This is a genomic window from Leifsonia sp. Leaf264 (assembly GCF_001422325.1).
Taxonomy (GTDB): domain Bacteria; phylum Actinomycetota; class Actinomycetes; order Actinomycetales; family Microbacteriaceae; genus Orlajensenia.
The window spans coordinates 288899-314882 of sequence record NZ_LMMR01000007.1; the positions used below are offsets into that span (position 1 = coordinate 288899).

Sequence of the window (25984 nt, forward strand, 5' to 3'; positions counted from 1 at the left end):
TTCGACCAGGGTTTCTTGTCCTCAATGAATGGCAAGGATTCGAGAGTTCGACGTGTGTCCACCACGTTGTCTGCGGCGGCCGTGCGCCCACCTGAAGAGGTGGACGTGGACTGCCTCGCACAGATCAGGGCTGGCGCAGCTGGCCGCGGACGATCGAGTCGCCGGAGTGCGCGGGGTTTCCGTCGGCCGGCTCTTCGGAGATGTCGACCACCGAGAACTGCTCGACGTCGATGCTGTTCGGCACCGTGAACCGCCCGCTCGATCCGGAGAGCTGGCCGAGGCTGACGAGCCCGTTGGTGGCCGGGTCCATCAGCCACACCTCGCGCAGAGCACTGCCGGTCGGCGCGTCGAGGTCGACGACGAGGTCGCGCGTTCCGGACTGACCGGCTTTCTCGAGCTGGGCAGTGCCTGAGGCGTCCCAGGTGGGGAACGGATCGAGTGCCGCTTCGGCGATCACGTCGGCCGAAGGCCCAGGCCACAGGACGGCTCCAGCGACGCCGGCCAGGATGCCGACGACGAGGGCTGCCGCGGCGTAGGGCCACCAGCGGGCGACCCGTGTCGAGGGCCGTCGCCGATCGGTGACGGATGCCGATGCCCGCCGCGTCGCGGCGGGAGCCGAGGGTGCGACATCAGGGTTCGAAGCCGAAGCCGACGTCGACGTCGGCGACGTCGACGGTGCCGCGGCCGACAGCCCGAGCTCAGCGCTGATGTTCTCCCATACCTGCCGTGGCGGGGTCAGCAGCTCGACGTCACGCGAGGATCGGGCGAGGCTCACGGTACGACGGAGGTCAGCCAGTTCGGCTGAGCACTCTGCGCAGGAGGCGAGGTGGTCGCGCTGGGCGGCGTCGAGCTCGGTGTCCAGGGCAGAGTCGAGTGGACCATCGCCGAGGGCGAGAAGAGCGAGCGTGTCGTCATCGAGATGCACTGTCATCCACCTCCATTCGTGTGCGCAGGCGCCCGAGACTTCGGCGGATGTGGCTTTTGACGGTTCCGAGCGGCAGGCCGGTGCTCTCGGCGATCTCGGTGTGCGTCATGTCACCGTAGAACGCGAGTGCCATGACCTCGCGCGGCACGGGGTCGAGTCGTGCGAGCTCATCGGCGATCATGAGGCGTTCGGCGACGTCGACCTCCACGGATTGTTCCTGAACGCGAGCCACGGATTCGCTGGACTCGACGATCCGCAGGCTCCGCGAACGCGCGGCGAGGGCGTCGGCGATGCGGTGGCGGGTGATGCCGACGATCCAGGCGGGCAACGGGCCGCGATCGGGATCGAAGTTGGCACGCCCCTGCCAGGCGGAGACGAACACCTGTTGCGTCACGTCCTCGGCGTCGGCCGCGATGCCGAGCGCCCGCACCGCCAGCGTGTAGACCAGTGACGACCAGCGCGTGTAGGCGGCAGCGATGCCCTGTTCGTCACCGGCGCTGAATGCCAGCGCGATGGCCGCGTCGTCATCGATGTCGAGCACAGTGGCGAGTCGTCCTCCGTGATGGGATCGCGTCCGCTCGACGCGCCGCACGGTTCCCGGCGCCGGAGGTGGCCGGTCTCCGGGAGCGATGCTGTGCCCCAGCATAGTCACGAGGGCGTCGCGGGGGAGGTCCGGCAGGGCCGCCGAGGAGGCATCCGGTGGCAGCCCTGCCGAGTCGTGGAGCAATGGGTTCCTTCTGCGGTGCGCGAAGGGTCCGCGCGGTGCTCTTCAGCTAGTACTTCCGACGGAACACGGCCTTCGGATGCAGCGGCGACGACTTTTCCCGACCCCTTGCCCTCACCCCCGAACAGGGGCATAGACTCCCCGACGGAGGCATCCACCAACCGGCACGTTCGTGCCCTCGAGGAAGAGGAATGCCCCCATGAAGAAGCTGATCGCGGTCACCGCCGCCTTCGCCGCAGCCGGAGCACTGGTGCTCACCGCTGTTGCCCCGGCCAACGCCGGCACCGCAACGCACACGTCACCAGGATCGATCGTCGACGTCGCCGTCGCCGCATCGGGTGGCGGAGCGCCGGACTCCAACCCCAATGACTACGACATCCTGATCCAGGCGCTCACCGTGACCGGTCTCGTGCCCGTGCTCGCCGACACGAGCACGAAATTCACCGTGTTCGCTCCGAACGACCGCGCTTTCGCGCGGCTCGTGACCGACCTCACCGGTGCGGCTCCGGCGAGCGAAGCCGCAGCCCTCACGACCATCACCGGTGCGTTCACGGTCGACCAGATCAAGAACATCCTGCTCTACCACGTGGTCGCGGGTAAGGCACTGAGCCCGCTCAGGGTCATCTTCGCCGGCAAGCTCACCATGGCCAACGGCGGAATCGTCAAGCCGCGCCTCACCACGCTTCGTGATGAGTCGCCGACGCTGACCGACCCGAAGCTGGTGCTCAAGGCGATCAACATCAAGGCATCGAACGGCGTCATCCACACGATCGACCGGGTGCTCGTTCCCGCCGGGTAGGAACGCGCGCTCGATGCATGGACGGCGCTGCGCGACAGGCACTGAGTGCGCAGCGCCGTCCCTGGTGCATCCGTTCGCGGAGGGCCTCAGGCGCCGGATGCCGCAGGCCCGGGCTGCCCGTCACGCGCACGCAACCTGTAGATGTCGCGGGTGAGCGTCTCGTACGACTCCGTGATGACCTGCTCGAGCACCGTCAGGTCGATCGCGGAGAGGTCGCGGATGTAAAGGCATCCGACGCCCGTCGTGTGCGGACCGAGCCGGGCGAGCTGCTCGGGATAGCGGGAGACTCCATCGACGAGGTAGATCGACATGGCCGCCTTGCGGGGTGAGAAGCCGGCGGCCGCGATGTCGCCGGAGCGCCCGCTGTCGTACTCGTAGTGGTAGCTGCCGAAGCCGATGATGGTGCCGTCGAGCACCGCAGGCTCGCCGGTCACCCTGGTGTAGAGCCCGAGGAGCGTCTCGGCATCCGCTCGCCGACGGGCGGACGGGACCGCGGCGATGAAATCCCCGACCTCGCTCATGCTGCGCTCAGCCGGCCTTCTCGATCTTCTCGGCCGGCGACGGCTCCGCGAACGGCGGAGCAGGCTCGTCCTCCGGGTTCCACGCCTTGACGATGGCCCAGGCGACGGCCGCGATGGGCACGGAGAGCACGGCGCCGACGATGCCGCCGAGGATGGTTCCCGCGGTCAGGGCGACGAGGATGACGAGCGGATGCAGCTTCAACGAGCGCGCCTGCACGACAGGCTGCAGGAAGTTGCCCTCGATCTGGTTGACGGCGATGACGATGCCGACCACGATGAGCGCGATGACCGGGCCGTTCGCGACGAGAGCGACGAGGGCGGCGAGGATTCCCGCCACAGTGGCGCCGACGATCGGGATGAACGCACCGATGAACACGATCACCGCGAGGGGCAGCGCCAACGGCACGCCCAGGATGGCGAGGCCGATGCCGACTCCAGCGGCGTCGACGAAGGCGATGATGGCCGTGCCGCGCACGTAGCCGCCGAGGGTCTTCACCGACGTGACGCCGATACGCTGTCCGCGTTCGAGGCTGCGGCCGCTGAACGGGCGGAGGAAGAACGCCCAGATCCTGTCGCCGTCCTTGAGGAAGAAGAACAGCACGACGACGGCCAGCAGGGCGCCGGTGACGAGTTCGGCGGCGACGGACACTCCGGCGATGGCCCCGGACCCGAACTGGCTGCTGGTGAAGAAGTCGGTGACGGTGTCCTTGAGGCCGTCGAGCTGGTCCTGGTCGATCGGCAGTGAGCCGCTCTTCAGGAAGTCGCCGACGGCGTCGATGCCCTTCGTGGCCGATCTGGAGAGTTCGTCCCACTGGCCGCGCACGGCGAACACGATGAGGGTCACGATGCCGCCGAAGACGACGATGCCGCCGATGAGGGCGATCCACGTCGCGACGATCGCCGGCAGGCCGCGGCGGCGCATCCAGCCGATGACGGGGGAGAGGGCCGCCGCGAGGATCAGCGCGATCAGCACGGGGATCACGACGAGCTTCAGTTGCACGAGGCCCCACACGAAGACCGCCGCCAGCGTCAGGGCCAGCAGGATCTGCCCGCTCCGGATGCCGACCTCGCCCAGGCCGTCGGTGAGGAGGACACGCAATTCGGGGCGACCTCGTCGGCGCTGCGTGACAGTCATTGCAACGGCATCAGTCGCCGTCGCCTCTGCTGACGGTGCCTCCGTCGAGGCGGCCGGTGGCGCGGTGAGGGCATCGGCGGTCGGCGCGGCCGGGGGCGCGGCTGCAGCGGGGTCCGGCTGGGGGTCGGGCCTGTCGTCGCTCATGGGTTCACGCTACTGCGCCCGAGCCGTCGCACCGCATCCCGGAGCCCCGGGCGCCTAGCCAAGACGCTTTCCCGTCGGACGGATGACGCGCAACCAGCGGTAGCCGTACGCATCGAGGGGGACTGTCACCGAACCGCCGTCATCGAGTTCCACCACCCGCCCATCGACCAAGAGGTCGACGAGCACGTCGCCAGGCTCGGCGTCGGCGACGGTGAAGGTCGCCACCGTCGGTTCCGTCCCGAAATTGTGGACGGCGATCATGCGGCCCTCGTCGCTGACGAGGGCGTGCACGAGCACGGTCGGAGATTTCTGGGGGACGATCTCGCAGGCACCCCACCCCATCTCGGCGGACGATCGGTAGCGGCGGATCAGTGCGCGCATGAACTGGAGCAGGGAGTCGGGGTCGTGGCGCTGATCCGAGGCGTTCACGTGCTCGGGGGAGTACCCGCCCGTGACGACGGCGCTGGCGAGCCGTCGCTTCTCCGCGTTGGAGAAGCCCCCGTTGACGCCGGCGGTCCACTGCATCGGCGTGCGGACGGCCGTCCGGTCGCCGACCGCCAGGTCCTCTCCCATGCCGATCTCCTCGCCGTAGAACAGCACCGGGGTCCCGGGGAGGGAGAACATGAGGCTGTACGCCATGCGGATGCGCCGGGGGTCGCCGTCGAGCATGGGCGGCAGGCGGCGGATGATGCCACGCCCGTAGACCTGCATCCGTTCCTCGGGTCCGAACGCCGCGAACACCTCGGCGCGTTCATCGTCGGTGAGCTTGTCGAGCGTGAGCTCGTCGTGGTTGCGGAGGAAGTTCGCCCACTGCGATTCGACAGCGGTGGGAGGCCTGGATTCGAGCGCCGCGACCAACGGTGCCGGATCCTGGCGGGCGAGCGAGAGGTAGACGTTCTGCATGGTGATGAAGTCGAACTGCATGGTGAGGCCGTCGCCGTCAGCGCCGCCGAAGTAGTCCTTCTGGTCGGGTCGCGGCAGGTTCGCCTCCCCGAGCATCATCGCGTCACCCGATCGGCGCCCGAGGAAGGCTCGCAACGACTTCAGGAAGTCGAGGGGATGCTCGAGGGCGCCCGTCGGTCGCTGCACGTCGCTCTCGTCGATCAGGAACGGCACGGCGTCCACCCGGAACCCCGAGACGCCCAGCTGCAGCCAGAAGCCCATGATCTTCGCCAGTTCGTCGCGCACCAACGGATTGGTGACGTTGAGGTCGGGCTGGAACCTGTAGAAGTTGTGCTGGTAGTACTGCTGGGTCTTCTCGTCGAACTCCCAGAGGCTGTCCTCGGCATCGGGGAACACCGGTTGTTGCTTCTTGCGTGGCGGATGATCGCGCCAGACGTAGTAGTCCCGGTACGGGTTGTCGCGCGAACTCCGCGCCTGCACGAACCACGGATGCGTGTCCGAGGTGTGGTTCACCACCAGATCGACGATGACCCTGATGCCGCGGTCCTTCGCCAGCCGGATCATCTCCACGAAGTCGCCGTGGTTGCCGAGCCTCGGGTCGATGCCGTAGAAGTCGGCGATGTCATAGCCGTCGTCCTTGCCGGGGGACGGGTAGAACGGCATGAGCCAGAGGCAGGTGATGCCGAGCTCATGGAGGTAGTCCATGCGATGGGCCAGGCCCGTGAAGTCACCCGTGCCGTCGTCGTTCCAGTCCATGAACTTCTCGACGTCGAGGCAGTACACGACCGCCGTCTTCCACCACAGGTCGCTGGTGTCACTGATCCTCATCGCCCCATCCCACGCCGACCCACGTCACCCCGCAAGGGGGTTGACGCGGGTCGGCCTCGCGGACGGCGGCGTGGAGGCGCCTGTCAGGCGATGGTGGACGCGTCGATGACGAAGCGGTAGCGCACGTCCGAGGAGAGCACGCGCTCGTAGGCCTCGTTGATGTCCTCGGCCGACACCAGCTCGGTCTCGGGGGCGATGCCGTGCTCGGCGCAGAAGTCGAGCATCTCCTGCGTCTCACGGATGCTGCCGATGCTTGAACCGGCGAAGGTGCGACGGTTGCCGAACAGCGTGAAGACGCGAACGGGCAGCGGCTCGCCCGGCGCGCCGACGCTCACGAGGGTGCCGTCCAGGCGCAGGAGCGCGAGGTAGGCATTGATGTCGATCGCCGCGCTCACGGTGTTGATGATGAGGTCGAAGCTGTTCTTCAGCTCGGTGAAGGTGGCGCTGTCGCCGGTGGCGAAGTAGTGATCGGCACCGAGACGCAGGCCGTCCTCCTTCTTGCCCAGCGTCTGCGAGAGGACCGTCACCTCGGCGCCCATGGCGTGCGCGATCTTGACTGCCATGTGGCCGAGTCCGCCCATGCCGACGACGGCGACGCGCTTGCCCGGACCGGCGTTCCAGTGCGACAACGGCGAATAGGTCGTGATCCCGGCGCAGAGCAGGGGAGCCGCCGCCTCGAACGGGATGGCCTCGGGAACCTTCAGCACGAAGTCCTCGACCACGACGATGTGGGTGGAGTATCCGCCCTGCGTGATCGTGCCATCGGTGTCGACGGCGGCGTAGGTGCCGGTGTTCCCCTTGAGGCAGTACTGCTCGGCGCCGGCGAGGCAGTTGTCGCACTCGCGGCAGGAGTTCACCATGCAGCCGACGCCGACGCGGTCCCCGACACTGTGCAGGGTCACGTCGGAGCCCACCTCCGTGACGAAGCCCACGATCTCGTGGCCGACGACCTGCGGGTAGCTGATCGGGCCCCAGTCGCCACGCACAGTGTGGATGTCGGAATGGCAGATCCCGGCGTAGGCGATCTCGATCAGCACGTCGTTCGGTCCCACGGCGCGACGCTCGATTGTGGTCTTGATGAGAGGTTCGGTGGCTGAGGGCGCTGCGTAGGCGTCGACTGTGAGCATGGAGGTCTCCTGGGTTCTTGAGGGGGAGTGCGCGGCCGGGGGAGTCATCGGCTGGAGCGCCGTGACCGCCCGCATCGTCACGGAGGCTCCTCCAGCCTAGGCGCGCCGCAGCGGGCACTGGGAGGGGCTGCGAGTACACCCCTCGCCCGCATGGGTCGGGGACGCCGGATGCCGCGGGCCGGCCTCCCCTCTTGTAGCCTGACGCGAGCACCCCGGCGTCTCGCCATGTTCGATGAACGGATCCACCATGCACCTCCCCATCGCCGAGCTCCACCTGCACCTCGAAGGCACCCTCGAACCCGAGTTCATCCTCGAAGCAGCCGCCCGCAACGGAGTCGAGCTGCCCTGGACGTCTCTGGCGGACCTGCGGAGCCGGTACGACTTCACCGACCTGCAGTCCTTCCTCGACCTGCTCTACACGAACCTCGAGGTGCTGCAGACGAGCCGCGACTTCGAGCAGATGACCCGCGATTACCTGCGGCGGGCGTCGGCAGGGGGCGTGCGTCATGCCGAGGTGTCGTTCGACGCTCAGGCGCACCTGCTGCGCGGCATCCCCCTCGAGGTCGTGCTCACCGGGATCCACGCCGCCCTCGATGCCGGCGAGTCGGAGTTCGGCATCACCTCGAAGCTCATCGTGTCGTTCTGGCGTGATCGCCCGGCATCCGAGGCCGTCGAGATCCTGCAGGGACTCATCGACTCCGATGCGCGCATCGACGGCATCGGTCTCGACTCCGCCGAGGTCGGCTACCCGCCGGCGCTCTTCGTCGAGCTGTACGACCTCGCCCGTTCGCATGGACTGCACGTCGTCGCCCACGCCGGAGAGGAGGGGCCGGCGCAGAACGTCGCGGACTCCCTCGACCTGCTGAAGGTGGAACGCATCGACCACGGCAACAACTGCCTCGACGACGAGCGGCTCGTGGCCCGCATGGTGGCCGAGAGGGTGCCGATGACAGTGTGCCCGCTCTCCAACGTGCGCCTGCGGACGATCGACACCCTGGCCCGGCATCCGTTGCCCGTGATGCTCGAGAAGGGGCTGTTCATCTCGATCAACTCCGACGACCCCGCCTACTTCGGCGGCTACGCGGATGCGAACGTCGCGGCCGTCACCGAGCAGTTCGCCCTCGACGATGCCACTCTGGAGCTGCTGGCGCGCAACTCTGTCGACGCGTCGTTCCTCGATGCGGCCGGCAAGGCGCGGTTGCACGGCGAGATCGACGACTGGGTGCGCTCGCGCTGACCGGCGCCCGGGCTGCCGGCACGTGGAGAGCGCAGCCCCTCGGCGCTCAGCGCTGAGGGGCCGCGGCGTCGGACGGGAGCATCAAGCCCGCACGTCTTTGTGCTCGACCCGGATCGCATCCGACGACTGCCAGCATGGCTGGTCTCTGAAGTAAGGATACGTCGGGTTTGACGGCGATCACGACGGCCTGCGGATTGGTGGCATTCCCTCAGGTTCTCGATCCCGACGACGTGCGGGCGCTGCCGTTGGCCGTCAGGCGGGCGGCCGCTCGGAAGCGACCCTCACGCCCCGATCGACAGGTCGGGAAGAGCGTCGATCCCGAAGCTGTGGCGCAATGCCGAGCGTGCGGCGTGCCAGCCGTTGAGGCCGTGCACGCCGGGCCCCGGCGAGGTCGAGGCCGAGCAGAGGTACACGCCGTCGAGTGCTGTTCGCCACGGATCCGGTGCGAGCACCGGGCGCTTCAGCAGCTGCACGATGCTCGCCGCGCCGGCGGCGATGTCGCCGCCGATGTAGTTGGGGTTGTAGGCCTGCAGGTCCATGGCCGTGCGACTCGATGAGGCGAGGACGGTGTCGCGGAACCCCGGGGCGAAACGCTCGATCTGCTCGGTGACGGCCTCCGTCTGGTCGATCGTCGATCCGGCTGGCACGTGCGTGTAGGCCCAGGCCGTGTGCTTGCCCTCTGGTGCCCGTGACGCGTCGACGACAGTCGGCTGCGAGATGAGCACGTAGGGCGCATCGCTGTGGCGCCCCGCGGCGACGGTGCGCTCGGCTGCGGCGATCTGGGCTCGGGTTCCGCCCAAGTGCACCGTGCCCGCGTGCCGCACCGCCGGGTTCGCCCACGGGATGGGGGCATCGAGGGCGAAGTCGACCTTCGCTGCGGCATTGCCGTACTCGAACGCCTCGAGGGCTCGCGTGTAGCCGGCCGGGAGGGCGTCGCCCGCGAGGTCGAGGAGTGCGCGCGGTGTGGTGTCGAGGAGCACCGCGGTGCTCGAGGGCAGCGTGCGCAGCGCGGTGATGTCGGCATCCGTCACGACTTCCCCGCCATGCGCGACGAGGTCGTCGATCATGGCGTCGACGATGGCCTGGGTGCCGCCGATCGGGATCGGCCAGCCGCGGGCATGCGCATGGGCGGTGAGGGCGAGGCCGGCGCCGGCCGTCGTCGGGCTCGGCATGGAGCGGATGGCATGAGCCGCGACGCCGCTCAGCATGGCCGGGGCGACGTCGTCGGAGAAGCGCAGGTTCCAGAGCGGCGATCCCTGCTCGAGCACGCGCAGCCCGAAGCGGGCCAGCAGCACCGGATGGTCGGGCAGTCGCAGCAGGGAGTCGCCGGTGATGGCGGCTACGCGGTCGGCCTGCGCGACGAGTGGGCGCATCAGTGTCGCGTACGCCCGGCCATCGCGGCCGATCTCCGCCGCGGTGAGGTCGAGGTCGCGATAGGCGATGCCGGCGCGGCCGTCGTCGAGCGGATGTGCGAACGACGCCCCCGGGAGCTGCAGGTCGATGCGACTCTCGAGCTGGAACTCGCGGAAGAAGGGCGAGGCGAGGGCGAGCGGATGCACAGCAGAGCACACGTCGTGATGGAAGCCGGGCAGCGTGAGCTCGGCGGTCCTGGCGCCGCCACCGGGCGTCGAGTTGCGCTCGTAGACCACCACGCGCAGGCCGGCACGGGCGAGGGTGACGGCGGCGGCGAGGCCGTTCGGACCCGCCCCGACGACGACGGCGTCATACTCGGTCATGCGGTGGGGGCGATCTGCGCGTGCGCCCCGTGGAACGTTGTGGGCAGCCGCCCCTCGGCGACGTAGGCGAGGCGGCGCAGGGTCTCGCGATTGCGCAGGTACAGCATCGGCTCGGTGAGAAGGCGCGGCACCCAGTCGCCGGGGCCGGCGATCGGATGCTCCTGGATGCGTACGAGGCATCCGTCGCCCCAGGGCTTCACGTCGATGGTCACGCGCGCCTCGCCGATCGGCCATCCCTTCGCGCGCATCACGGCGCGATGCGGCGGCGCCCACTCCTCGCTCACAGTCTCGTCATCGATCAGCGCCGGCCACACGCCGACGGAGTGCGCCAGCGCGCTGTCCGTCAGCGGCCAGGCCTCGTCGACGTCGCGCATGCGTGATGCCCCGACCACCCACACCGGGTAGAGCCAGCCGTCGGCGAGCACGTCGAACACGGCCGAGGGTGGGCACGACATGCGCCTGACGTTGCGGGACATGGTGGTTCTCCTCCGCTCGCCGCCTCGGCGACGCCCATGGATCGCGACTGCGACCTGATCTCGACAGTACGGGGCGGCATCCGTCGCGGGCAGTGGTTGACATGTCGGCGGGTCGTTGTACCGTCGGCCCATGAAGTACGGGTTCATCTTCACCGGCAGCGACCCGGCGCTCGCCGTCGAGTTGGCGGCACTCGCCGAGCAGAGCGGCTGGGACGGCTTCTTCGTCTGGGAGGGCATCTGGGCCGTCGACCCGTGGTCGACTCTCGCGGCCGCGGCCGTCGCGACCGAGCGCATCCGTCTCGGCACCATGCTCACCCCGGTTCCACGGCGCAGGCCGTGGGAGCTCGCCGGGCAGACCATGACGGTCGACAGGCTCTCGGGTGGTCGGGTCATCCTCTCGGCCGGCCTCGGTGTCCCAGAGGACGTGGAGTCGCGGTTCTGGATCTTCGAGAGCGACCCCGGCCGCAAGGCCCGCGCCGGGATGCTGGATGAGAGCCTCGAGCTGATGCAGGAGCTCTGGCGCGGCCAGCCGTTCGAGTACGCCGGCGAGCACTACAGGGCCGCGCGCACCACCGAGATGCTGCCGCCGGCCATCGTGCAGCAGCCGCGCATCCCCACGTGGGTCGTCGGCGTCTGGCCGAGGCTGCAGTCGATGAGGCGGGTGGCGCGCTACGACGGCTGGATCCCGAACTACGCGCCACCCGGAACGACCGGCGTCGCCGGCCCCGAGGCCCAACAGCGGCACTTCACGCCCGAGATCGCCGCTGAGGCCATCGCGTGGATCAGGGCCGAGCGCGAGGCGGCCGGGCTGGGCGATCGACCGTTCGACGTCATTCAGGAGGGAACGACGACGGGGACGGATGCAGCGGCCGACACCGCGCTGGTGCAGCCCTGGGCGAAGGCCGGGGCGACCTGGTGGCTCGACTCGAACTGGCAGGTGCCGGCCGAGGAGGTGGCGGCCTATGCGCGAGCCCGCGTGCTGGCCGGGCCGCCCCGGCGATGAGCGCGCTCTCTCACGAATGGCCGTGAATCCGCCGAGCTTCGCCCTCGCTGGGAAGCGATGGAGAAGTGTGGCGCGAGTGAGAGGGGACGACTAGCCTGACCGAACGCGCGAGCACGAGGGGAACCGAGGAATGATCGCTTTCGGGGTGTCGCGGTGGCCGCAACTCGTCGCGGCCGCCCTGCTCGCGTCCCTGTTGGCCCTTGCTCTCGCGGTCACCGCCAGGCCGCTCCCCGCGGGCGCCGCCGAGGCCAACACGTGGGCCGGAATCACGGTGAGCGGGTCGTCGGGTGCCTACACCGGCACCGTGGCGATGCCGGCGAACTTTCCGGTCACGACGTTCACCTCCACCAGTCGGCAGGCGACGGTCCCCACGGGCGCCTCGACCTGGCAGGCGGCGTCCACTCCCGTTGGGGCTGCATTCGGGTCGAGCCTCAACCGCCCGTACCTCAACCTGCGACCCGCAGCCGACAATGCGTCGTCGCCCGCCGTCACCACCTACACCTTCGCGACGCCGACACCGTCGCAGGGCTGGGCCTTCGTGCTCGGCGACATCGACGCCGACCAGGTGACACTGAGCGCGACGGGGGCGAACGGGGCCGCGGTTCTCGTCTCGGCCCTCGGCTTCCAGGGGTCGTTCAACTACTGCCATCGCTCCGGCGGCCCCTCCTGCGACTCGGCGAACCGCAACGATCTGCCCGTCTGGACCGTGAACGGCAATTCCGGCCTGCTGATCGGCAACTCGACCGCCACGGATTCCGAGGGGGCGGCAGCATGGTTCCGCCCGACCGAATCCCTCACGTCCATCACCATGAGCTTCCAGCAGCGCTCGGGACTGCCGGTCTACCAGACCTGGTTCGCCGCCAAGAGCTTCGCCGTCTCGGGTGTCGTCACCCTCGACGGAACGCCGCTACCCGGATCCGTCGTGACGGTCCGTGACGAGAACGACCAGGTGGTCGGAACCGCCACGGCCGACTCCGTGGGGGCATGGAGTCTTCCGGCGCTCATGGCTTCCGGTCCCTATCGGGCCGAGGTCGCCGCGCCGTCCGGTATCGCAGAACTGGCGCCTCGAGAGTTCTCCCTGGTGGGGGCGGATGCCGCCGGCGTCGACTTCCCTTTCGTGACGCCGCCTCCTCCTGCTGCCGTGGATGACTCCGACACGACGACACAGGGAGCGGCGATCTCGGTCGACCTGGGCGCGAACGACAGTGCCGGGTCCGCAGACTTCCCGTTGGTGATCTCGAGCATGAAGCTGGCGCTGCCGTCGGGGGCGGCATCCGGAACCGTGCTCGCTGCCGACGGACGCACCCTCACCATTCCGGGCGAAGGGCAGTTCGTGCTCTCGGCAGCCGGGGTGGTGCAGTTCACGCCCGAGCCCGCGTTCTCGGGCGCGGCATCGGTCGTTCCCTACTCCGTGACGGATGCGCGGGGCGCGACTGCCTCCTCTACCCTCGTCATCACCGTCACCCCGGTCACTCCGGTGGCTTTGCCGAACGATCTGGCGACGCAGCGGGGCGTGGCGACCACGGCGACCCTGCTCAACAACGACGCTCCCGGACTGCCGAGCGTGCCGCTCGTTCCGTCGAGCGTGACGCTGCAGCTCCCCGTCTCGCCGCCCCCGGGATCGACGGTGTCGGCCGACGGCAAGATCCTCACGATTGCAGGCGAGGGCACATACACAGTGCTCGCCAGCGGCTCGGTCGACTACCAGCCAGACCCCGACTTCACCGGCACTGCCACGACCGTGCCCTACACCGTGGCCGACGCCAACGGCACTCTCGCGACGTCGACGCTCACTGTCGTGGTGAGCGCGCTGCCGGTTCCGATCGCGAGTCCGAACGAGATCTCCATACGTCAGGGTGTCCCGTTCACTGGCAACCCACTCGGCAATGACGTGCCTAGTTCGCCGTCGGCGTCGTTCGTGCCGTCGTCGATGACGCTGGTGCTACCGGCGGGAGCTCCTGCAGGCTCGACGATCTCGGACGACGGACGCACTCTCACCATCGCCGGTGAGGGTGTGTACGTCGTGAATCCGGCCACCGGCGACATCACGTTCACCCCCGATCCGTCGTTCACCGGTGATGCCACGCCGATCGACTACACCATCGCCGACACCACCGGGGAGTCGGCGACAGCGGCGATCATCGTGACGGTGATACCCGTGACGCCAACGGCCGCACCCGACTCCGCCACCACGAGGCAGGGGCAGCCCGTGGGTCTGACTCCGCTCGACAACGACGTCGCCGGCAATCCGGCCGTCGCGCTCGTTCCGGCGACTCTGCGCCTGCAGCTGCCACCCGACGGCCCGGCAGGGTCCTCCCTCTCGGCTGATGGCACGAGCCTCACGATTCCGGGGGAGGGCTCCTACGTCGTCGATTCCTCGGGCGGGGTGGTCTTCTCGCCGGAGCTCGCCTTCACCGGTGAGGCGACTGCCGTTCCGTACTCGGTGACGGATGCCAACGGCACCGTCGCGGCGTCCGTCATCGCAATCACCGTGGGAGCCGTCGTCCCTGTTGCAGCATCGGATGCCGCCGGCACCCTCCAGGCCGTTCCGGTGGTGGTCGACACTGTCGGCAATGACCTGCCGGGAGATGACACGGCGCCGCTCGACGCGACCACGGTCAGGCTCGCCCTGCCGACCGGAGCGCCGGCGGGGACAGTACTTGCTTCCGACGGTCGCACCCTGACGATCCCGGGAGCGGGCGTCTTCACCGTGGGCGCGGCCACGGGTTCCGTGACCTTCACGCCCGACAAGACCTTCACCGGTGCAGTGAGCGTCGTGCCGTACTCGATCTCCGACGCCAATGGCACCACGGCGTCGGCGGAGATCTCCGTGTCGGTCGAGCCGGTCACCCCGGCGGCCAATGCCGACGAGGTGGCGACGGCCTCCGGCACTCCGGTGGTCATCGATCTCCTCGCCAACGACCTGGCGGGCGGCCCGTCAGCCGCTCTCGACCCCACCACCGTGACCTTGCAGGCGCCAGCCGTCGCTGGGGCCGAGCTCTCCGACGATGGCATCACGCTCACGATCCCGGGGGTCGGGGTGTTCACGCTCGACCCCTCGACCGGGCGGGTCACCTTCGTGCCGGCGGCCGGCTTCAGCGGCCGTACTCCTGACGTGCCGTACACCGTGGCCGATGCGAACGGAACCACGGCGGCGTCGGTGCTCTTCGTCCAGGTGGCGGAGCCGGAACAGACACCGATCCCCACCCCCACCCCCACCCCGACCCCGACGCCCGGTGGAAGCGCTCCCTCCATACCGGGTCCATCCGGAACCGCCGGCTCGAGCTTGGCCGCCACCGGGTCGGACCCCGCACCAGGCGTCATGATCGCCCTCGCGCTCATCGCGCTCGGGCTCGTGGGTTCTCTTCAGAGGCGGCGTCGGCTTCAGGCCCAGCCGCGGCCCGACAGCTCCCGCTCGTAGCCGGCAGTCTGCGCCCGCAGGGCATCGGCCACCGCGGCGACAGCAGGCAGCCGCAATGAGTCCGGCCGCAGCACCATCCAGTACGGCAGCCGCTCGGCGAAGCGCCCGGGCAGCAGTCGAACCAGATCCGGGTGTCGATCGGCCATGAAGCAGGGCAGGAAGCCGATGCCCGCTCCGGCGCGAGTCGCCTCGACGTGCACGAACACGTTCGTCGAGCTGATGGAGTCGCGCATCGTCGGCACCAGGCGGCGCGGGGCGTCGAGGTCGTCGACGAGCAGCATCGAGTCGACGAAGTAGACCAGCGGATGCCGCGTCAGTTCCTCGACGGACGCCGGCGTCCCGTGCTCCGCGAGGTAGTCGCGTGACGCGTACATTCCGAGGACGTACTCACCGAGGAGGAAGGCGGAGGCTCGGTGCACCTGCGGTTCGCCCACGACGACCTCGATGTCGAGGCCGGAGCGGTACTGCCGCACCCGGCGCGTGACGGTCTCGATCTCGACCGCGAGATGCGGATGCCGCCGCTGCAGGGCCGCCACCGCCGGCGAGGCGATGTAGGCGCTGAAGCCGTCGGTCGCCGACATCCTCACGACTCCGGTGAGCTCGTGATCGGCGGCGTCAGTGCCGCCCGAGAGCCCCGCGATGGCCTGCTCGATCCCCTCGGCGGCTCGGGCGGCCCGACGACCGAGCTCGGTGAGCTCCCAACCGCCGACCGCCTTGGCCAGGAGCCGGCCGCCGAGCGACTGCTCGAGAGCGGCGACGCGGCGCGAGACGGTGGTGTGATTGACCCCGAGGCCCTCGGCTGCCGTCGTGAATCGGCCCGTGCGGGCGACGGCGAGGAGGATGAGCAGGTCGTCGGCCTGAGACTCTGCGGGGTTCGGCTGCGTTGCCACAACTGCAATTATGCACATGCCGGTCGCGGGATTGGTCATTGATGCAGCATCCGTCGGCAGTGCACACTCGACGAGTCCGCCGCACACGGTCGAGGCATCGCGTTTGGCACGGCCATCCGCTTTTCAGGGTCAATGACGACACCGAAGGAGACGCAGCACATGAGCGTTCAGAACCAGCAGGCCGGGGCGGCAGTCCCCACGGCCGGTACAGCGGGAGCGGGTGACGGAACGCCGCTCTCAGGCCTCAAGAAGATCGTCGCGGCATCCATGGTCGGGACCGTCGTCGAGTGGTACGAGTTCTTCCTCTACGCCACCGCGGCATCCCTGGTGTTCGGCACCTTCTTCTTCCCGGCGGCCGGCACGCAGCTCGACGGCATCATCGCCGCCTTCCTCACCTACGCCGTCGGCTTCATCGCCCGGCCGCTCGGCGGCATCGTGTTCGGACAGATCGGCGACAAGTTCGGGCGCAAGCACACCCTGCAGGCGACGATCATCCTGGTCGGCGTCGCGACCTTCCTCATGGGCTGCCTGCCCGGCTTCGACACCATCGGCTACTGGGCCCCGGCGCTGCTCGTGGCCCTGCGCTTCATCCAGGGCTTCGCCGTCGGCGGGGAGTGGGGCGGCGCCGTGCTCCTCGTCGCCGAGCACAGCCCCGACAGGTCGCGCGGATTCTGGTCGAGCTGGCCGCAGGCCGCTGTGCCCGTCGGCAACCTGCTCGCCACCCTCGTGCTCCTCACGATGTCGTGGATCCTTCCGGAGGACCAGTTCCTCAGTTGGGGCTGGCGCGTCGCGTTCTGGCTCTCGGCCGTGATCGTCATCATCGGGTACTACATCCGCACCCACGTGACCGATGCCCCGATCTTCCTCGAGGCCAAGGCCGAGCAGGAGAAGCAGAAGGCTGCGAGCTACGGCGTCGGTGCCGTCATCAAGCGCTACCCGGTGAAGATCCTCCAGGCCATGGGGCTCCGGTTCGCGGAGAACATCCTGTACTACATCATCGTCAGCTTCTCGATCGTCTACCTGTCGACAGTCGTCGAGTACAACACCAGCGAGCTGCTGCTGGCACTGCTGATCGCCCACGTCGTGCACTTCCTCGCGATCCCGCAGGTCGGGCGTCTCTCGGACCGCATCGGCCGCAAGCCCGTCTACTTCACCGGTGCGGTGCTCGGTGCCACCTGGGCGTTCTTCGCCTTCCCGCTGTTCGACACGGCGAGCCCCGTGCTCATCGTGCTGGCCATCACCATCGGGCTGGTGTTCCACGCTTTCATGTACGCCGGGCAGCCCGCCGTGATGAGCGAGATGTTCCCGACCCGGATGCGCTACTCCGGCGTATCGCTCGGCTACCAGGTCACCTCGATCATCGCCGGCTCGCTGGCGCCGATCATCGCCGTCGCCCTGCTGCAGGCCTACGACTCCTGGGTGCCCGTCGCGATCTACATCGTCATAGCCTGCGTGATCACGGCCGTCACGGTGCTGACCCTGACGGAGACGCGCGGCGAGTCCCTCCGCGAGGTCGACGCCGTCGACGAGCAGAAGTACGGGGCGGCTCCGGCCGCGCGCCATGCCTGAGTTCGCTGCGGCCGGGATCGAGGGCCGGCGCGCCCTGGTGACCGGCGGGGCGAGCGGCATCGGCGCAGCCTGCGTCCGATCGCTGGCGGCATCCGGTGCCCACGTGGTGGTGGCAGATGTCGACGCCGACGGAGCCGCTGCGCTCGCCGCGGAGGTCGGCGGCTCGAGTTGGGGCGTCGACCTGCTCGAGGTCGCCGAGCTGGAGACGCTCACCCTCGACGTCGACATCCTGGTGAACAACGCCGGAATCCAGAGGGTGAGCCCGCTGGAGGAGTTCGATCCGGCCGCGTTCCGCAGCATCCTGACGCTCATGCTCGAGGCTCCGTTCCTGCTCGTGCGGGCGGCGCTGCCGCACATGTACGAGAACGGGTTCGGGCGCATCATCAACGTGTCGTCGGTGCACGGCCTGCGTGCGTCTCCGTTCAAGGCCGCCTACGTCGCGGCGAAGCACGGGCTCGAAGGGCTGTCGAAGGTGGCGGCACTCGAGGGCGGGCCGCACGGGGTTACGAGCAACTGCGTGAATCCCGGCTACGTGCGCACGCCACTGGTGGAGAGGCAGATCGCCGACCAGGCCGAGGCGCACGGCATCCCCGAGGACGAGGTGCTCGCGACCGTGATGCTCGCCGAGAGCGCCATCAAGCGCCTCGTCGAGCCCGAGGAGGTCGGTGCGCTGGTGGCGTGGCTGGCCTCCCCGCACTCGGCCATGGTGACTGGCGCGAGCTACACGATGGACGGCGGCTGGTCGGCCCGGTGACCGTTCCGGCTACTCGGAGCGGTGACCGTTCCGGCTACTCGGAGCGCGGGGCGAGCGCTCGGCGCAGCCACGCGCGTTCGGCGAGAGTCCACGCCGTGGTGACCGCGAGGTACAGCGTGGCGGCCAACGGCACGAAGGCGGCGAAGGCGACCGTGATGAACGGCAGCCAGCTGAGTGCCGATGGCAGCCACGCCGGAGGGTTGGGCAGGGGCGGTGCTGCGGATGCCGCCGCTCCGGATGCCTTCGTCGTCGGTGCCGGGGGCAGCGGCGGGTTGTCGGCTGCCACCCTCAGCGCGTGACGCCGCGACATCCAGGCCGTCGCCGCGATCGCCAGCAGCAGGCCGGCGAACACCAGCAGGCCGAGCGGCGGCATCCCGGCCCCGAGGAAGGCGACGAGAGAGGTGCCGAGCGGCACGCCGAACAGGTGCATTCCGAGCAGGGCATTCGCGTGGCCGTTGATCACGGCGAGGACGAAGAGCGCGTAGACCAGGGAGAGCACCGGCGCCTGCGCCAGTGCCGGCAGGATGCCGGCGAACGGCGACGCCTTCTCGGCGGCGTACAGCTCCATGGTCTTGCGTTGCAGCACCTCGGGCTTGCCGCGGTACCGCTGCTGGAGTGCTCGCAGCTGGGGAGCGAGCCGGCGGCGTGTGTACTCGGCGCGCACCTGGGAGCGGCCGACGGGGATGAGCACGGAGCGGATGACGAGCGTGAGCGCCACGATGGCGATGGCGGCGCTCAGCTCGCCGGCGAACGGCTCGATGAACGAGGCGAAGCCGAGGAGTAGTCGATAGGCGGAGTCGAGGATGGCCGCGATGGGGCCGAAGGCGTAGAGGTTCACGAAAGAAGTCCTTTGTCGAAGGGGTGAGGGTGGTCGCGATGGGTGGTCGCGAGACCCTCGTTCGACGAAGGACTACGCGGCCGTCTCCAGGGGAGACGGCGCGCGGGTGCGGGGGCGGCCCGCCGTGTTCGGATGCCCGGGTGCGGCCATGCTCGAGAGCACCTCGCGGTGCTGGTGCGAGCGGGAACCGACGGTGAGTTCTGGAGCCACCGCCTGGAGGGCCACGTGCACGGCGACGAGCAGGGCTGCCGTCGCTATGACGGCGGCGCCTGCCGCGAGGGTGCTCGACGCTCCGGGCTGGGCGATGGCGAGCAGGAGGACGGCGGCGCTCAGCAGTGTCGTCGCGCGCAGGAACACGACGGCCTTGAGCAGCGTGTCGGGCATGGGTCCTCCTGCCACGAGCCTACGCCCGCGGCGACTCCGTGGCGGCCTCGGAGCCGAGGCCGACGTCGTCGGCATTGACGTGCTGGGACGCCGGGGTGGGGGGAGCGCCGTCGAACGTGGGGGTCGGCCCTGTCGACGGGACGACGTGGATGGCGCCCGTCGCCGTCGGCACCGAGCGTGCATGGCCCGCTGCGGGGGGAGCGGCATCCGTCGTCGAGCCGCTCTCGGCGAAGGCACCGCCGCGCTGCAGCGTCTCGATGAGCTGGACGTTCTGGTTGTGCAGGTCGACCGTGATGTTCGTGATGGCCGTGGTGAAGTTCTCGGCCGCCTGCAGTGAGGTCTCGGTGGCGCGGCGGGTGAGATCAGCACTCTCGGTGGTGGCCTTGAGCGCGATGGTGATGCCGTAGTACGCGGCGGCGATCGACACGATCGGTGCGATGACCGAGGCCGTGATCGCCAGGACATCGGTGAGCGCCGGCCTCTCGAATCCATCGGGCAGCGGCCCCATCAGCAGGTAGACGCCCGAGACGGCGACGACGGCGAGCAGCACGATCGCGAGGATCGCGACCAGGGCGGGCTTCGGTGTTGCATCCTGTGCAGCCATTGCACTCCAATCAGCGGGAGCTTGCCATTATTCTCTGCGCGGTATGCGACGCAACAGGGGTTGTGGTGAACCCGGGTTCGGGCCACGATGTGCCGGCGTCACAGGGCGGCGTCACGGGGCGGCGTGCAGTTCGGAGACGAATGCCGCCACCCGACCGATCAGTTCATAGGGGATCGGGCGGTTGTAGGGGAAGGTCAGCGAGTCCTTGCCGGAGCGGTACGGCGCGATGTCGGCTTCGAGCTCGTCTCCCGCCGTGGCGACGGGGTAGATGCCGATGTGCTTCTTCCAGGCGGCGTAGTGCAGGGCATAACGTCCGCCGAGCATGACTGCCGGCATGTCGTAGCGCACCTTCTCCTCGTCGCTCGGGACCGCCTCGAGGATGGTCGCGCGCACCTTCCTCAGGATCTCCTGGATCTCGTCGGGGTAGCGGGAGATGTACTCCTCGACGGTGACATTCTCACCGGCCATGCGTCGTCCTCCTCTCAGTGGTCACTCGTGATGGGCACTCACTCGGGCACCCGCAACAGCGCACCCTCGGCCCGGCAGGTGGCGGCGGCGATGAGCATGGCGTCGGCGAGAAGCTCCGACCACTCCTCGACGGAGGTCGGGAGGCCGGACTGCGCGATGTCGCGGACCGTGGCCGAGAGGGTGGCGTCGCCCGCACCCATCGTGTCGATGACGGCTCCGGGGAGCGACGCGATGCCGGCAGTGATCTCCCGGCCGTCGGGCAGGCGGACGGCGGCGCCCTTCGATCCTGCCGTGGCCAGCACGGATGCCGCCCCGGCGTCGAGCAGGCGGCTCGCGAACTCGTCGACGCTGTCGCCGAGAAGCAGCTCGGCGTCTTCGTCGCCGACCTTCGACAACAGGCTGTCGGCGGCGACGCGCACGAAGTTCGACAGGAACGCGTCGCGATCGCTCATCATGCCCGAGCGCGGATTCGGGTCGACGATGAGGCGACGCTCACCCGTCGACAGCGCTGTGAGGAGGGCATCCGTCTGGGCGGTGTCGTCGAAGGGGAAGCAGCTGACCACCACGAGCGGGGCTGCGTCGATGGCCGCTCGAGCGTCGCCGTCGAGCGGGAAGCGCCGCGACTTCGCCGCGGCGTTGAAGGCGTAGCGCGGCTCGCCGTCCGTGCGGTCGGAGACGGCACGAGCGCTGCCGAGCGGGGCCGGCGAGGTGATGAGCTCGACGCCGAACGCGGCGAGGTGGTCGCGGATGAGCCGACCCGATTCGTCGTCACCGACCATCGCCAGCAGCGTGGTCGGAACGCCGAGCACCGAGAGGCCGACGGCCACGTTGAGGGCGGCGCCGCCGACGTAGTCACGCGAGCCCGAGGCGTCGCGCAGCTCGTCGATGAGGGCATCGCCGATGACGACGACGCGGGGCGTGTCCTGGGCGGCCTCGGTTCGTTCAGGTTCTGGCATCGATCTCTCCGCTTCCTCGCACGATGAGGCGGGTGGGCACGATGTGCCTGGCGCCGGGGGTGGTGTCGCCGTCGAGTCGTGCGAAGACGCGCTCGGCGGCGAGCTGGCCGATGCGCTGCGGATTCTGCGCGACGACCGTGACGCCGGGTTCGAGCAGGTCGGCGAGTGGCACGTCGTCGAAACCGACGAGGGCGACGCTGTGATGCAGATCGCGGGCGCGGAGGGCGCGGATGGCGCCGATGGTGACCAGGTTCTGGGCGCTGAACACAGCGGTGGGCGGGTCGTCGGAGGACAGCAGGCCGAGCAGGGCGTCGAAGGTGGTCGCCTCATCGTGCAGGTCATCGACGACCGGGATGCTCGACGTCGCGACACCGGCGCGGCCGAGCTCCTCGAGGAAGCCGCGGCGGCGTTCCCGAGCTGTCTGGATGTCACCGCGGTCTCCGAGATAGGCGATGCGCCTGTGACCATGGCCGAGAAGGTGCCTCACGGCGAGGGAGGCCCCCGCCGCGTTGTCGCTCACGACGGAATCCGCGGTGACCCCCGACGGCTCGCGGTCGACGAAGACCACGGGAGTGCCGCGGCGGATCTCGGACGAGAGGTAGCCCTGGCTCGGTGAGATCGTCGTGAGGATGAGGCCGTCGACGCGACGGCGGAGGAACGCCGACACGCTCTGCTCCTCGCGGGTCGGGTCGTCGTCCAGGCTGGAGGCGAAGACGGCCACGCCGCGCTCGAGTGCGGCCTCCTCGACGGCCCGGTGCACCGCTCCGGAGAAGGGGTTGCTCACGCTGCCGACGAGGAGGCCCAGAGTGCGGCTTCGTCCGTCGGCCCGCCGCAGGTTGCCGGCGTGGAGGTCGGGTTGGTAGTCGAGCGCGCGAGCCGCATCCGTCACCTTCGCGATGGTGGCCGCCGACACGTTCGGCTCGCCGTTGATCACGCGCGACACGGTCTTGATGCCGACGCCGGCGAGCGCGGCGACCTGCTTCATGGTCGGTCGCGCTGTGGCGGCGACGGATTCAGCCGTGGATGCTGACAACGATGTCACGGTTCTCGCTCCAATGTGGGGATTGAGTTGACTATAGCTCAGAACTGGTCTAGAACAGTCCATGACATCGTTGTCAATCGACAGCGTCCCATCACCAAGGAGATTCACCGATGAATCGCACAGCCCGCCGTTCCCTCACTCGGCGCCTCATCGCAGCCGGCTCCATCGCAGCCCTCGCAACGCTCTCATTCACCGCCTGTTCGTCGGGATCGGGAGGTGGCTCGTCGGCATCCGGAGACGACATCGGCGTCTCCCTCATCGTCAAGACGACGACGAATCCGTTCTTCGTCGCCATGGAGAACGGCGCCAAGGCCGCTGCCGACAAGCTCGGCGTGACCCTCACCCTCGCGGCTGGCAAGGAGGACGGCGACGAGGACACCCAGATCCAGGCCGTCGAGAACGCCATCTCCAAGGGCGACGCCGGAATCCTCATCACGCCGAACGGCCCCGGGGTGGAGGACGCCCTCGTGAAGGCCCGCGACGCCGGTCTCTACGTCATCGCACTCGACACGCCGCCGTCGGACCCCGACGCCGTCGACATCACCTTCGCCACAGACAACTACCTCGCGGGCCAGGACATCGGCAAGTGGACTGCCGCCAAGCTCGGCGGCGAGAAGGCCACCATCGCGCTCATCGACCTGTTCGACGACAAGGTCGTCTCGGTCGACTACAACCGCGATCAGGGCTTCCTCGACGGCATGGGCATCGACACCGCCGACAAGGAGAAGAACGGCGACGAGGCCAAGACCGGCACCTACAGCGGTGGCGATTACGAGATCGTCGGCAACGAGGCCTCCCAGGGCGCCGAGGACGGCGGACGCACGGCGGCCGAGACCCTGCTCAGCAAGAACCCCGACATCAACGTGGTCTACACGATCAACGAGCCTGCGGCATCCGGTGCCTATGAGGCATTCAAGGCCGCCGGAAGCGAGAAGGACCTGATCATGGTGTCGGTCGACGGCGGGTGCGCCGGAGTCCAGCAGATCGTGGACGGCACCTTGGGCGCCACCAGCCAGCAGTACCCGGTGAAGATGGCGCAACTCGGAGTGCAGGCGATCTTCGACCTCGTGAAGACCGACAAGAAGCCCGAGGTCACCGATGGACTCGACTTCTACAACACCGGTGTCGCCCTCGTGACCGACGACCCGCAGGACGGAGTCGACTCGATCAGCACCGACAAGGCCGCAGACATCTGCTGGGGCTGAGACGCCCACCCATCCAACGCTGAGGGCAGAGCCCACAGCTGAGGACCACTGCCGGGCGGGTCGCGTCACCGATGGCGCGGCCCACCCGGCACCCCGCACCGACCAATGGAGTTCACCGTGAGTCATCCCAAGACCGAGCCGGCCCCATCCACGGGAGCCCTCGACCTGGCCGAGGAGTTCCTCGACAGGACGACGCCGCTCACCCGCATCCGCGGAGCCCTGCATCGCTATCCCGCCCTGAGCCCGGCCATCGTGCTCGTGCTCTCGGTCATAGTGTTCGGCTTCCTCAACGACCGCTTCCTCAACCCGGCCAACCTGTCGCTGATCACCCAGCAGGTGGCCGTGGTCGGAACCCTGGCCATCGCCCAGACACTCATCATCCTCACCGCCGGCATCGACCTCTCGGTGGGCGCCGTCATGGTGCTGTCCTCGATGGTGATCGCGCAGTCCACCGTGCAGGCCGGAGTGCCAGCCATCATCGGGCTCCTGCTCGGCCTCCTCGTCGGCCTCGCGGCCGGAGCCTTCAACGGCTGGCTCGTCACCAGGTTCAAGCTGCCACCGTTCATCGTCACGCTGGGAACCCTCAACGTGTTCGTCGCCCTCACCCTGCTGTACTCGAGTGGCGCGACGGTGCGCGGCTCGGACATGCCGGCCCTGCTCACCTGGACCGGCGAGACCTTCAACATCGGCGGCGTCAACTTCACCGTCGGCGTGGTCATGATGCTGGTGCTCTACATCGCCATCTCGTTCATCCTGAGCAAGACGGCGTGGGGTCGACACGTGTACGCGGTCGGCGACGACAAGGAATCGGCCAGGCTCGCCGGCATCCGGGTGAATCGAGTGCTGATGAGCGTCTACCTCGCCGCCGGCGCCATCCTGGCCGTCGGTGCCTGGATCCAGATCGGGCGTACCAACGCCGCGTCGCCGAATGCCGGAGTCGACCTCAACCTCGACTCCATCACAGCCGTCGTGATCGGCGGCACCAGCCTCTTCGGCGGTCGCGGCACGGTCTGGGGAACCCTCCTGGGTGCCCTCATCGTCGGCGTCTTCCGCAACGGGCTCTCGCTCGCCGGGCTCGACGTGCTCTGGCAGACCTTCGCCGTCGGCGTGCTCATCATCGTCGCCGTCGCCGTCGACCAGTGGATCCGAAAGGTACGCAAATGACCATCGCAGAAGACACCGCGGCAGCTCCGGCGCCGGCGGAGACGCGCAAGCCCATCCTCGAGGCCAAGCGCCTGGTGAAGACCTTCGGGCGGGTCGTCGGCCTCGACGGAGTGAGCCTGCAGCTCTACCCCGGCGAGGTGCTCGCCATCATCGGCGACAACGGCGCTGGCAAGTCCACCCTCGTCAAGTGCCTCACCGGAGCCGAGATCCCCGACGAGGGTCAGCTGTTCCTCGACGGCGAGCCCGTGTCGTTCAAGCGCCCGCAGGATGCGAGGGCGGCCGGCATCGAGACCGTGTACCAGAACCTCGCCGTGTCGCCGGCCCTCGACGTGGCCTCGAACCTGTTCCTCGGCCGCGAGGTGCGCAAGAAGGGCATCCTCGGGTCGCTGTTCCGGGTGGTCGATTCGAAGGGCATGCGCAAGATGGCCAGGGACGAGCTCACCGAGCTCGGCATCAGCACCCTGCAGGACGTGACGGTCCCGGTCGAGAACCTCTCGGGCGGGCAGCGGCAGGCTGTCGCCGTGGCCCGGGCCGCGGCCTTCGGATCCAAGGTGGTCGTGCTCGACGAACCGACGGCAGCACTCGGCGTGCGCGAGTCAGGTCAGGTGCTGCAGCTGGTCAAGAACCTGCGCGACAAGGGCATCCCCGTGATCCTGATCAGCCACAACATGCCGCAGGTGTTCGATGTGGCCGACCGCATCCACATCCAGCGCCTCGGCAAGCGCGCGGCGACGATCACCCCGCAGTCGCATTCGATGACGGATGCCGTGGCCATCATGACCGGCGCCAGTACAGCGTGAACGAGGTCGCATCCGATGCGGCGGAGAAGGTGGCGTTGATCGCCACCTTCACCGCCGTTCCCGGCGCGGCCGACGAGGTCGAGCGGCTGCTGCTCGGCCTCACCGCGCAGGTGCGCGAGGAATCCGGCAACCTCGTTTTCGACCCGTCGCGCAGTGCCGATCGTCCCGACAGGTTCACCGTGTACGAGGTGTACAGAGACTGCGCCGCGTTCGAGGCGCACATCGCGGCCGACTACGGCGCCGTGTTCAACGCCGCACTGGCTCCGCTCATCGTCGAGGACGGGTCGCAGCTGGAGTTCCTCCGGTTGCTGGGGTGAGCAGGGTCCCTGCC

25 protein-coding genes are annotated in these 25984 nt (G+C 69.0%); 10 read left to right on the forward strand and 15 right to left on the reverse strand.

Features of this window, described 5'->3' with window-relative positions; translation table 11 throughout:
* Positions 1-124: 124 nt before the first annotated feature.
* Both ASF30_RS17120 and ASF30_RS17125 read right to left on the reverse strand, forming a co-directional pair.
* A complete protein-coding gene (locus tag ASF30_RS17120) occupies positions 125-931 on the reverse strand; it encodes an anti-sigma factor (RefSeq protein ID WP_082467999.1) in 807 nt (268 codons plus the stop codon).
* Complete coding sequence (locus tag ASF30_RS17125; protein WP_235480374.1) at positions 912-1466, reverse strand: sigma-70 family RNA polymerase sigma factor; 555 nt, start codon at positions 1464-1466, stop codon at positions 912-914. Before ASF30_RS17125 ends, ASF30_RS17120 begins: the two co-directional genes overlap by 20 nt.
* Before the next feature lie 382 nt (positions 1467-1848).
* On the opposite strand from ASF30_RS17125, the gene ASF30_RS17130 reads away from it, so the two are divergent.
* The gene (locus tag ASF30_RS17130) at positions 1849-2448 is read left to right on the forward strand and encodes a fasciclin domain-containing protein (protein ID WP_055909471.1); all 600 of its coding nucleotides are present in this window, start codon (positions 1849-1851) and stop codon (positions 2446-2448) included.
* A gap of 86 nt (positions 2449-2534) precedes the next feature.
* On the opposite strand, the gene ASF30_RS17135 is transcribed toward ASF30_RS17130, so the two are convergent.
* From ASF30_RS17135 to ASF30_RS17150, 4 genes are all read right to left on the reverse strand, one after another.
* Complete coding sequence (locus ASF30_RS17135) at positions 2535-2969, reverse strand: DUF1801 domain-containing protein (protein WP_055909474.1); 435 nt, start codon at positions 2967-2969, stop codon at positions 2535-2537.
* 7 nt (positions 2970-2976) lie between these two features.
* The gene (locus ASF30_RS17140; protein WP_327063147.1) at positions 2977-4248 is read right to left on the reverse strand and encodes an AI-2E family transporter; all 1272 of its coding nucleotides are present in this window, start codon (positions 4246-4248) and stop codon (positions 2977-2979) included.
* A 54-nt stretch (positions 4249-4302) separates the two neighbouring features.
* On the reverse strand, positions 4303-5979 hold the full coding sequence (locus tag ASF30_RS17145) for an alpha-amylase family protein (protein WP_055909477.1): 1677 nt from the start codon (positions 5977-5979) through the stop codon (positions 4303-4305).
* 83 nt (positions 5980-6062) lie between these two features.
* A complete protein-coding gene (locus tag ASF30_RS17150) occupies positions 6063-7106 on the reverse strand; it encodes an NAD(P)-dependent alcohol dehydrogenase (RefSeq protein WP_055909480.1) in 1044 nt (347 codons plus the stop codon).
* 232 nt (positions 7107-7338) lie between these two features.
* Between ASF30_RS17150 and ASF30_RS17155 the strand changes: the two genes are divergently transcribed.
* Positions 7339-8343 carry an adenosine deaminase gene (locus tag ASF30_RS17155; RefSeq protein WP_082468000.1) on the forward strand — a complete coding sequence of 335 codons (1005 nt, stop codon included), beginning with the start codon at positions 7339-7341 and terminating at the stop codon, positions 8341-8343.
* Between the two features lie 281 nt (positions 8344-8624).
* On the opposite strand, the gene ASF30_RS17160 is transcribed toward ASF30_RS17155, so the two are convergent.
* Both ASF30_RS17160 and ASF30_RS17165 read right to left on the reverse strand, forming a co-directional pair.
* On the reverse strand, positions 8625-10079 hold the full coding sequence (locus ASF30_RS17160) for a phytoene desaturase family protein (protein ID WP_055909486.1): 1455 nt from the start codon (positions 10077-10079) through the stop codon (positions 8625-8627).
* Positions 10076-10555 (reverse strand): SRPBCC family protein, encoded by a 480-nt coding sequence (locus ASF30_RS17165; protein WP_055909488.1) that lies wholly within the window; start codon positions 10553-10555, stop codon positions 10076-10078. The genes ASF30_RS17160 and ASF30_RS17165 overlap by 4 nt, the downstream gene beginning before the upstream one ends.
* Before the next feature lie 130 nt (positions 10556-10685).
* Here ASF30_RS17165 and ASF30_RS17170 point away from each other — a divergent pair, with 130 nt between their 5' ends.
* Complete coding sequence (locus tag ASF30_RS17170; RefSeq protein WP_055909492.1) at positions 10686-11558, forward strand: LLM class flavin-dependent oxidoreductase; 873 nt, start codon at positions 10686-10688, stop codon at positions 11556-11558.
* A 130-nt stretch (positions 11559-11688) separates the two neighbouring features.
* Entirely contained in the window at positions 11689-14979 is a 3291-nt protein-coding gene (locus tag ASF30_RS17175) for an Ig-like domain-containing protein (protein ID WP_055909494.1), read from the forward strand.
* Here ASF30_RS17175 and ASF30_RS17180 read toward each other — a convergent pair.
* Complete coding sequence (locus ASF30_RS17180) at positions 14943-15908, reverse strand: LysR family transcriptional regulator (protein ID WP_082468002.1); 966 nt, start codon at positions 15906-15908, stop codon at positions 14943-14945. The genes ASF30_RS17175 and ASF30_RS17180 overlap by 37 nt on opposite strands.
* 120 nt (positions 15909-16028) lie before the next feature.
* On the opposite strand from ASF30_RS17180, the gene ASF30_RS17185 reads away from it, so the two are divergent.
* Positions 16029-17438, forward strand: coding sequence for an MFS transporter (locus tag ASF30_RS17185; RefSeq protein ID WP_055909498.1), 1410 nt, complete (start codon positions 16029-16031; stop codon positions 17436-17438).
* Positions 17431-18192, forward strand: coding sequence for a 3-hydroxybutyrate dehydrogenase (locus ASF30_RS17190; protein ID WP_055909501.1), 762 nt, complete (start codon positions 17431-17433; stop codon positions 18190-18192). Before ASF30_RS17185 ends, ASF30_RS17190 begins: the two co-directional genes overlap by 8 nt.
* 34 nt (positions 18193-18226) lie before the next feature.
* Here ASF30_RS17190 and ASF30_RS17195 read toward each other — a convergent pair whose 3' ends face one another.
* From ASF30_RS17195 to ASF30_RS17220, 6 genes are all read right to left on the reverse strand, one after another.
* A complete protein-coding gene (locus ASF30_RS17195; RefSeq protein ID WP_055909504.1) occupies positions 18227-19030 on the reverse strand; it encodes a YidC/Oxa1 family membrane protein insertase in 804 nt (267 codons plus the stop codon).
* A 72-nt stretch (positions 19031-19102) separates the two neighbouring features.
* A complete protein-coding gene (locus ASF30_RS17200; RefSeq protein ID WP_055909506.1) occupies positions 19103-19414 on the reverse strand; it encodes a DUF6412 domain-containing protein in 312 nt (103 codons plus the stop codon).
* A gap of 19 nt (positions 19415-19433) precedes the next feature.
* Positions 19434-20018: a hypothetical protein gene (locus ASF30_RS17205; RefSeq protein ID WP_055909509.1), complete on the reverse strand. Its 585-nt coding sequence runs from the start codon at positions 20016-20018 to the stop codon at positions 19434-19436.
* Positions 20019-20129: 111 nt separating this feature from the next.
* Positions 20130-20486, reverse strand: coding sequence for an iron chaperone (locus tag ASF30_RS17210; protein WP_055909512.1), 357 nt, complete (start codon positions 20484-20486; stop codon positions 20130-20132).
* A 38-nt stretch (positions 20487-20524) separates the two neighbouring features.
* Positions 20525-21442 (reverse strand): PfkB family carbohydrate kinase, encoded by a 918-nt coding sequence (locus ASF30_RS17215; protein WP_055909514.1) that lies wholly within the window; start codon positions 21440-21442, stop codon positions 20525-20527.
* On the reverse strand, positions 21429-22427 hold the full coding sequence (locus ASF30_RS17220) for a LacI family DNA-binding transcriptional regulator (RefSeq protein ID WP_055910437.1): 999 nt from the start codon (positions 22425-22427) through the stop codon (positions 21429-21431). Before ASF30_RS17220 ends, ASF30_RS17215 begins: the two co-directional genes overlap by 14 nt.
* 167 nt (positions 22428-22594) lie before the next feature.
* Between ASF30_RS17220 and ASF30_RS17225 the strand changes: the two genes are divergently transcribed.
* The 4 genes from ASF30_RS17225 (at position 22595) to ASF30_RS17240 (ending at position 25970) form a co-directional block, all read left to right on the forward strand.
* The gene (locus tag ASF30_RS17225; protein ID WP_055909516.1) at positions 22595-23689 is read left to right on the forward strand and encodes a substrate-binding domain-containing protein; all 1095 of its coding nucleotides are present in this window, start codon (positions 22595-22597) and stop codon (positions 23687-23689) included.
* A gap of 117 nt (positions 23690-23806) precedes the next feature.
* Entirely contained in the window at positions 23807-24853 is a 1047-nt protein-coding gene (locus tag ASF30_RS17230; protein ID WP_055910441.1) for an ABC transporter permease, read from the forward strand.
* A complete protein-coding gene (locus tag ASF30_RS17235; protein WP_055909519.1) occupies positions 24850-25653 on the forward strand; it encodes an ATP-binding cassette domain-containing protein in 804 nt (267 codons plus the stop codon). Before ASF30_RS17230 ends, ASF30_RS17235 begins: the two co-directional genes overlap by 4 nt.
* Entirely contained in the window at positions 25650-25970 is a 321-nt protein-coding gene (locus tag ASF30_RS17240) for a putative quinol monooxygenase (protein WP_235480375.1), read from the forward strand. The genes ASF30_RS17235 and ASF30_RS17240 overlap by 4 nt, the downstream gene beginning before the upstream one ends.
* The last annotated feature ends 14 nt before the right edge of the window (positions 25971-25984 follow it).

Bases quoted from the DNA above. Each gene is read 5' to 3' on its own strand.
- ASF30_RS17190 (WP_055909501.1), top strand. From the start codon at position 17,431: ATGCCTGAGTTCGCTGCGGCCGGGATCGAGGGCCGGCGCGCCCTGGTG.
- ASF30_RS17135 (WP_055909474.1), bottom strand. From the start codon at position 2,969: ATGAGCGAGGTCGGGGATTTCATCGCCGCGGTCCCGTCCGCCCGTCGG.
- ASF30_RS17145 (WP_055909477.1), bottom strand. From the start codon at position 5,979: ATGAGGATCAGTGACACCAGCGACCTGTGGTGGAAGACGGCGGTCGTG.
- ASF30_RS17185 (WP_055909498.1), top strand. From the start codon at position 16,029: ATGAGCGTTCAGAACCAGCAGGCCGGGGCGGCAGTCCCCACGGCCGGT.
- ASF30_RS17200 (WP_055909506.1), bottom strand. From the start codon at position 19,414: ATGCCCGACACGCTGCTCAAGGCCGTCGTGTTCCTGCGCGCGACGACA.
- ASF30_RS17150 (WP_055909480.1), bottom strand. From the start codon at position 7,106: ATGCTCACAGTCGACGCCTACGCAGCGCCCTCAGCCACCGAACCTCTC.
- ASF30_RS17140 (WP_327063147.1), bottom strand. From the start codon at position 4,248: ATGAGCGACGACAGGCCCGACCCCCAGCCGGACCCCGCTGCAGCCGCG.
- ASF30_RS17120 (WP_082467999.1), bottom strand. From the start codon at position 931: ATGACAGTGCATCTCGATGACGACACGCTCGCTCTTCTCGCCCTCGGC.
- ASF30_RS17130 (WP_055909471.1), top strand. From the start codon at position 1,849: ATGAAGAAGCTGATCGCGGTCACCGCCGCCTTCGCCGCAGCCGGAGCA.
- ASF30_RS17220 (WP_055910437.1), bottom strand. From the start codon at position 22,427: ATGAAGCAGGTCGCCGCGCTCGCCGGCGTCGGCATCAAGACCGTGTCG.
- ASF30_RS17155 (WP_082468000.1), top strand. From the start codon at position 7,339: ATGAACGGATCCACCATGCACCTCCCCATCGCCGAGCTCCACCTGCAC.
- ASF30_RS17180 (WP_082468002.1), bottom strand. From the start codon at position 15,908: ATGACCAATCCCGCGACCGGCATGTGCATAATTGCAGTTGTGGCAACG.
- ASF30_RS17170 (WP_055909492.1), top strand. From the start codon at position 10,686: ATGAAGTACGGGTTCATCTTCACCGGCAGCGACCCGGCGCTCGCCGTC.
- ASF30_RS17205 (WP_055909509.1), bottom strand. From the start codon at position 20,018: ATGGCTGCACAGGATGCAACACCGAAGCCCGCCCTGGTCGCGATCCTC.
- ASF30_RS17175 (WP_055909494.1), top strand. From the start codon at position 11,689: ATGATCGCTTTCGGGGTGTCGCGGTGGCCGCAACTCGTCGCGGCCGCC.
- ASF30_RS17215 (WP_055909514.1), bottom strand. From the start codon at position 21,442: ATGCCAGAACCTGAACGAACCGAGGCCGCCCAGGACACGCCCCGCGTC.
- ASF30_RS17165 (WP_055909488.1), bottom strand. From the start codon at position 10,555: ATGTCCCGCAACGTCAGGCGCATGTCGTGCCCACCCTCGGCCGTGTTC.
- ASF30_RS17235 (WP_055909519.1), top strand. From the start codon at position 24,850: ATGACCATCGCAGAAGACACCGCGGCAGCTCCGGCGCCGGCGGAGACG.
- ASF30_RS17225 (WP_055909516.1), top strand. From the start codon at position 22,595: ATGAATCGCACAGCCCGCCGTTCCCTCACTCGGCGCCTCATCGCAGCC.
- ASF30_RS17210 (WP_055909512.1), bottom strand. From the start codon at position 20,486: ATGGCCGGTGAGAATGTCACCGTCGAGGAGTACATCTCCCGCTACCCC.
- ASF30_RS17160 (WP_055909486.1), bottom strand. From the start codon at position 10,079: ATGACCGAGTATGACGCCGTCGTCGTCGGGGCGGGTCCGAACGGCCTC.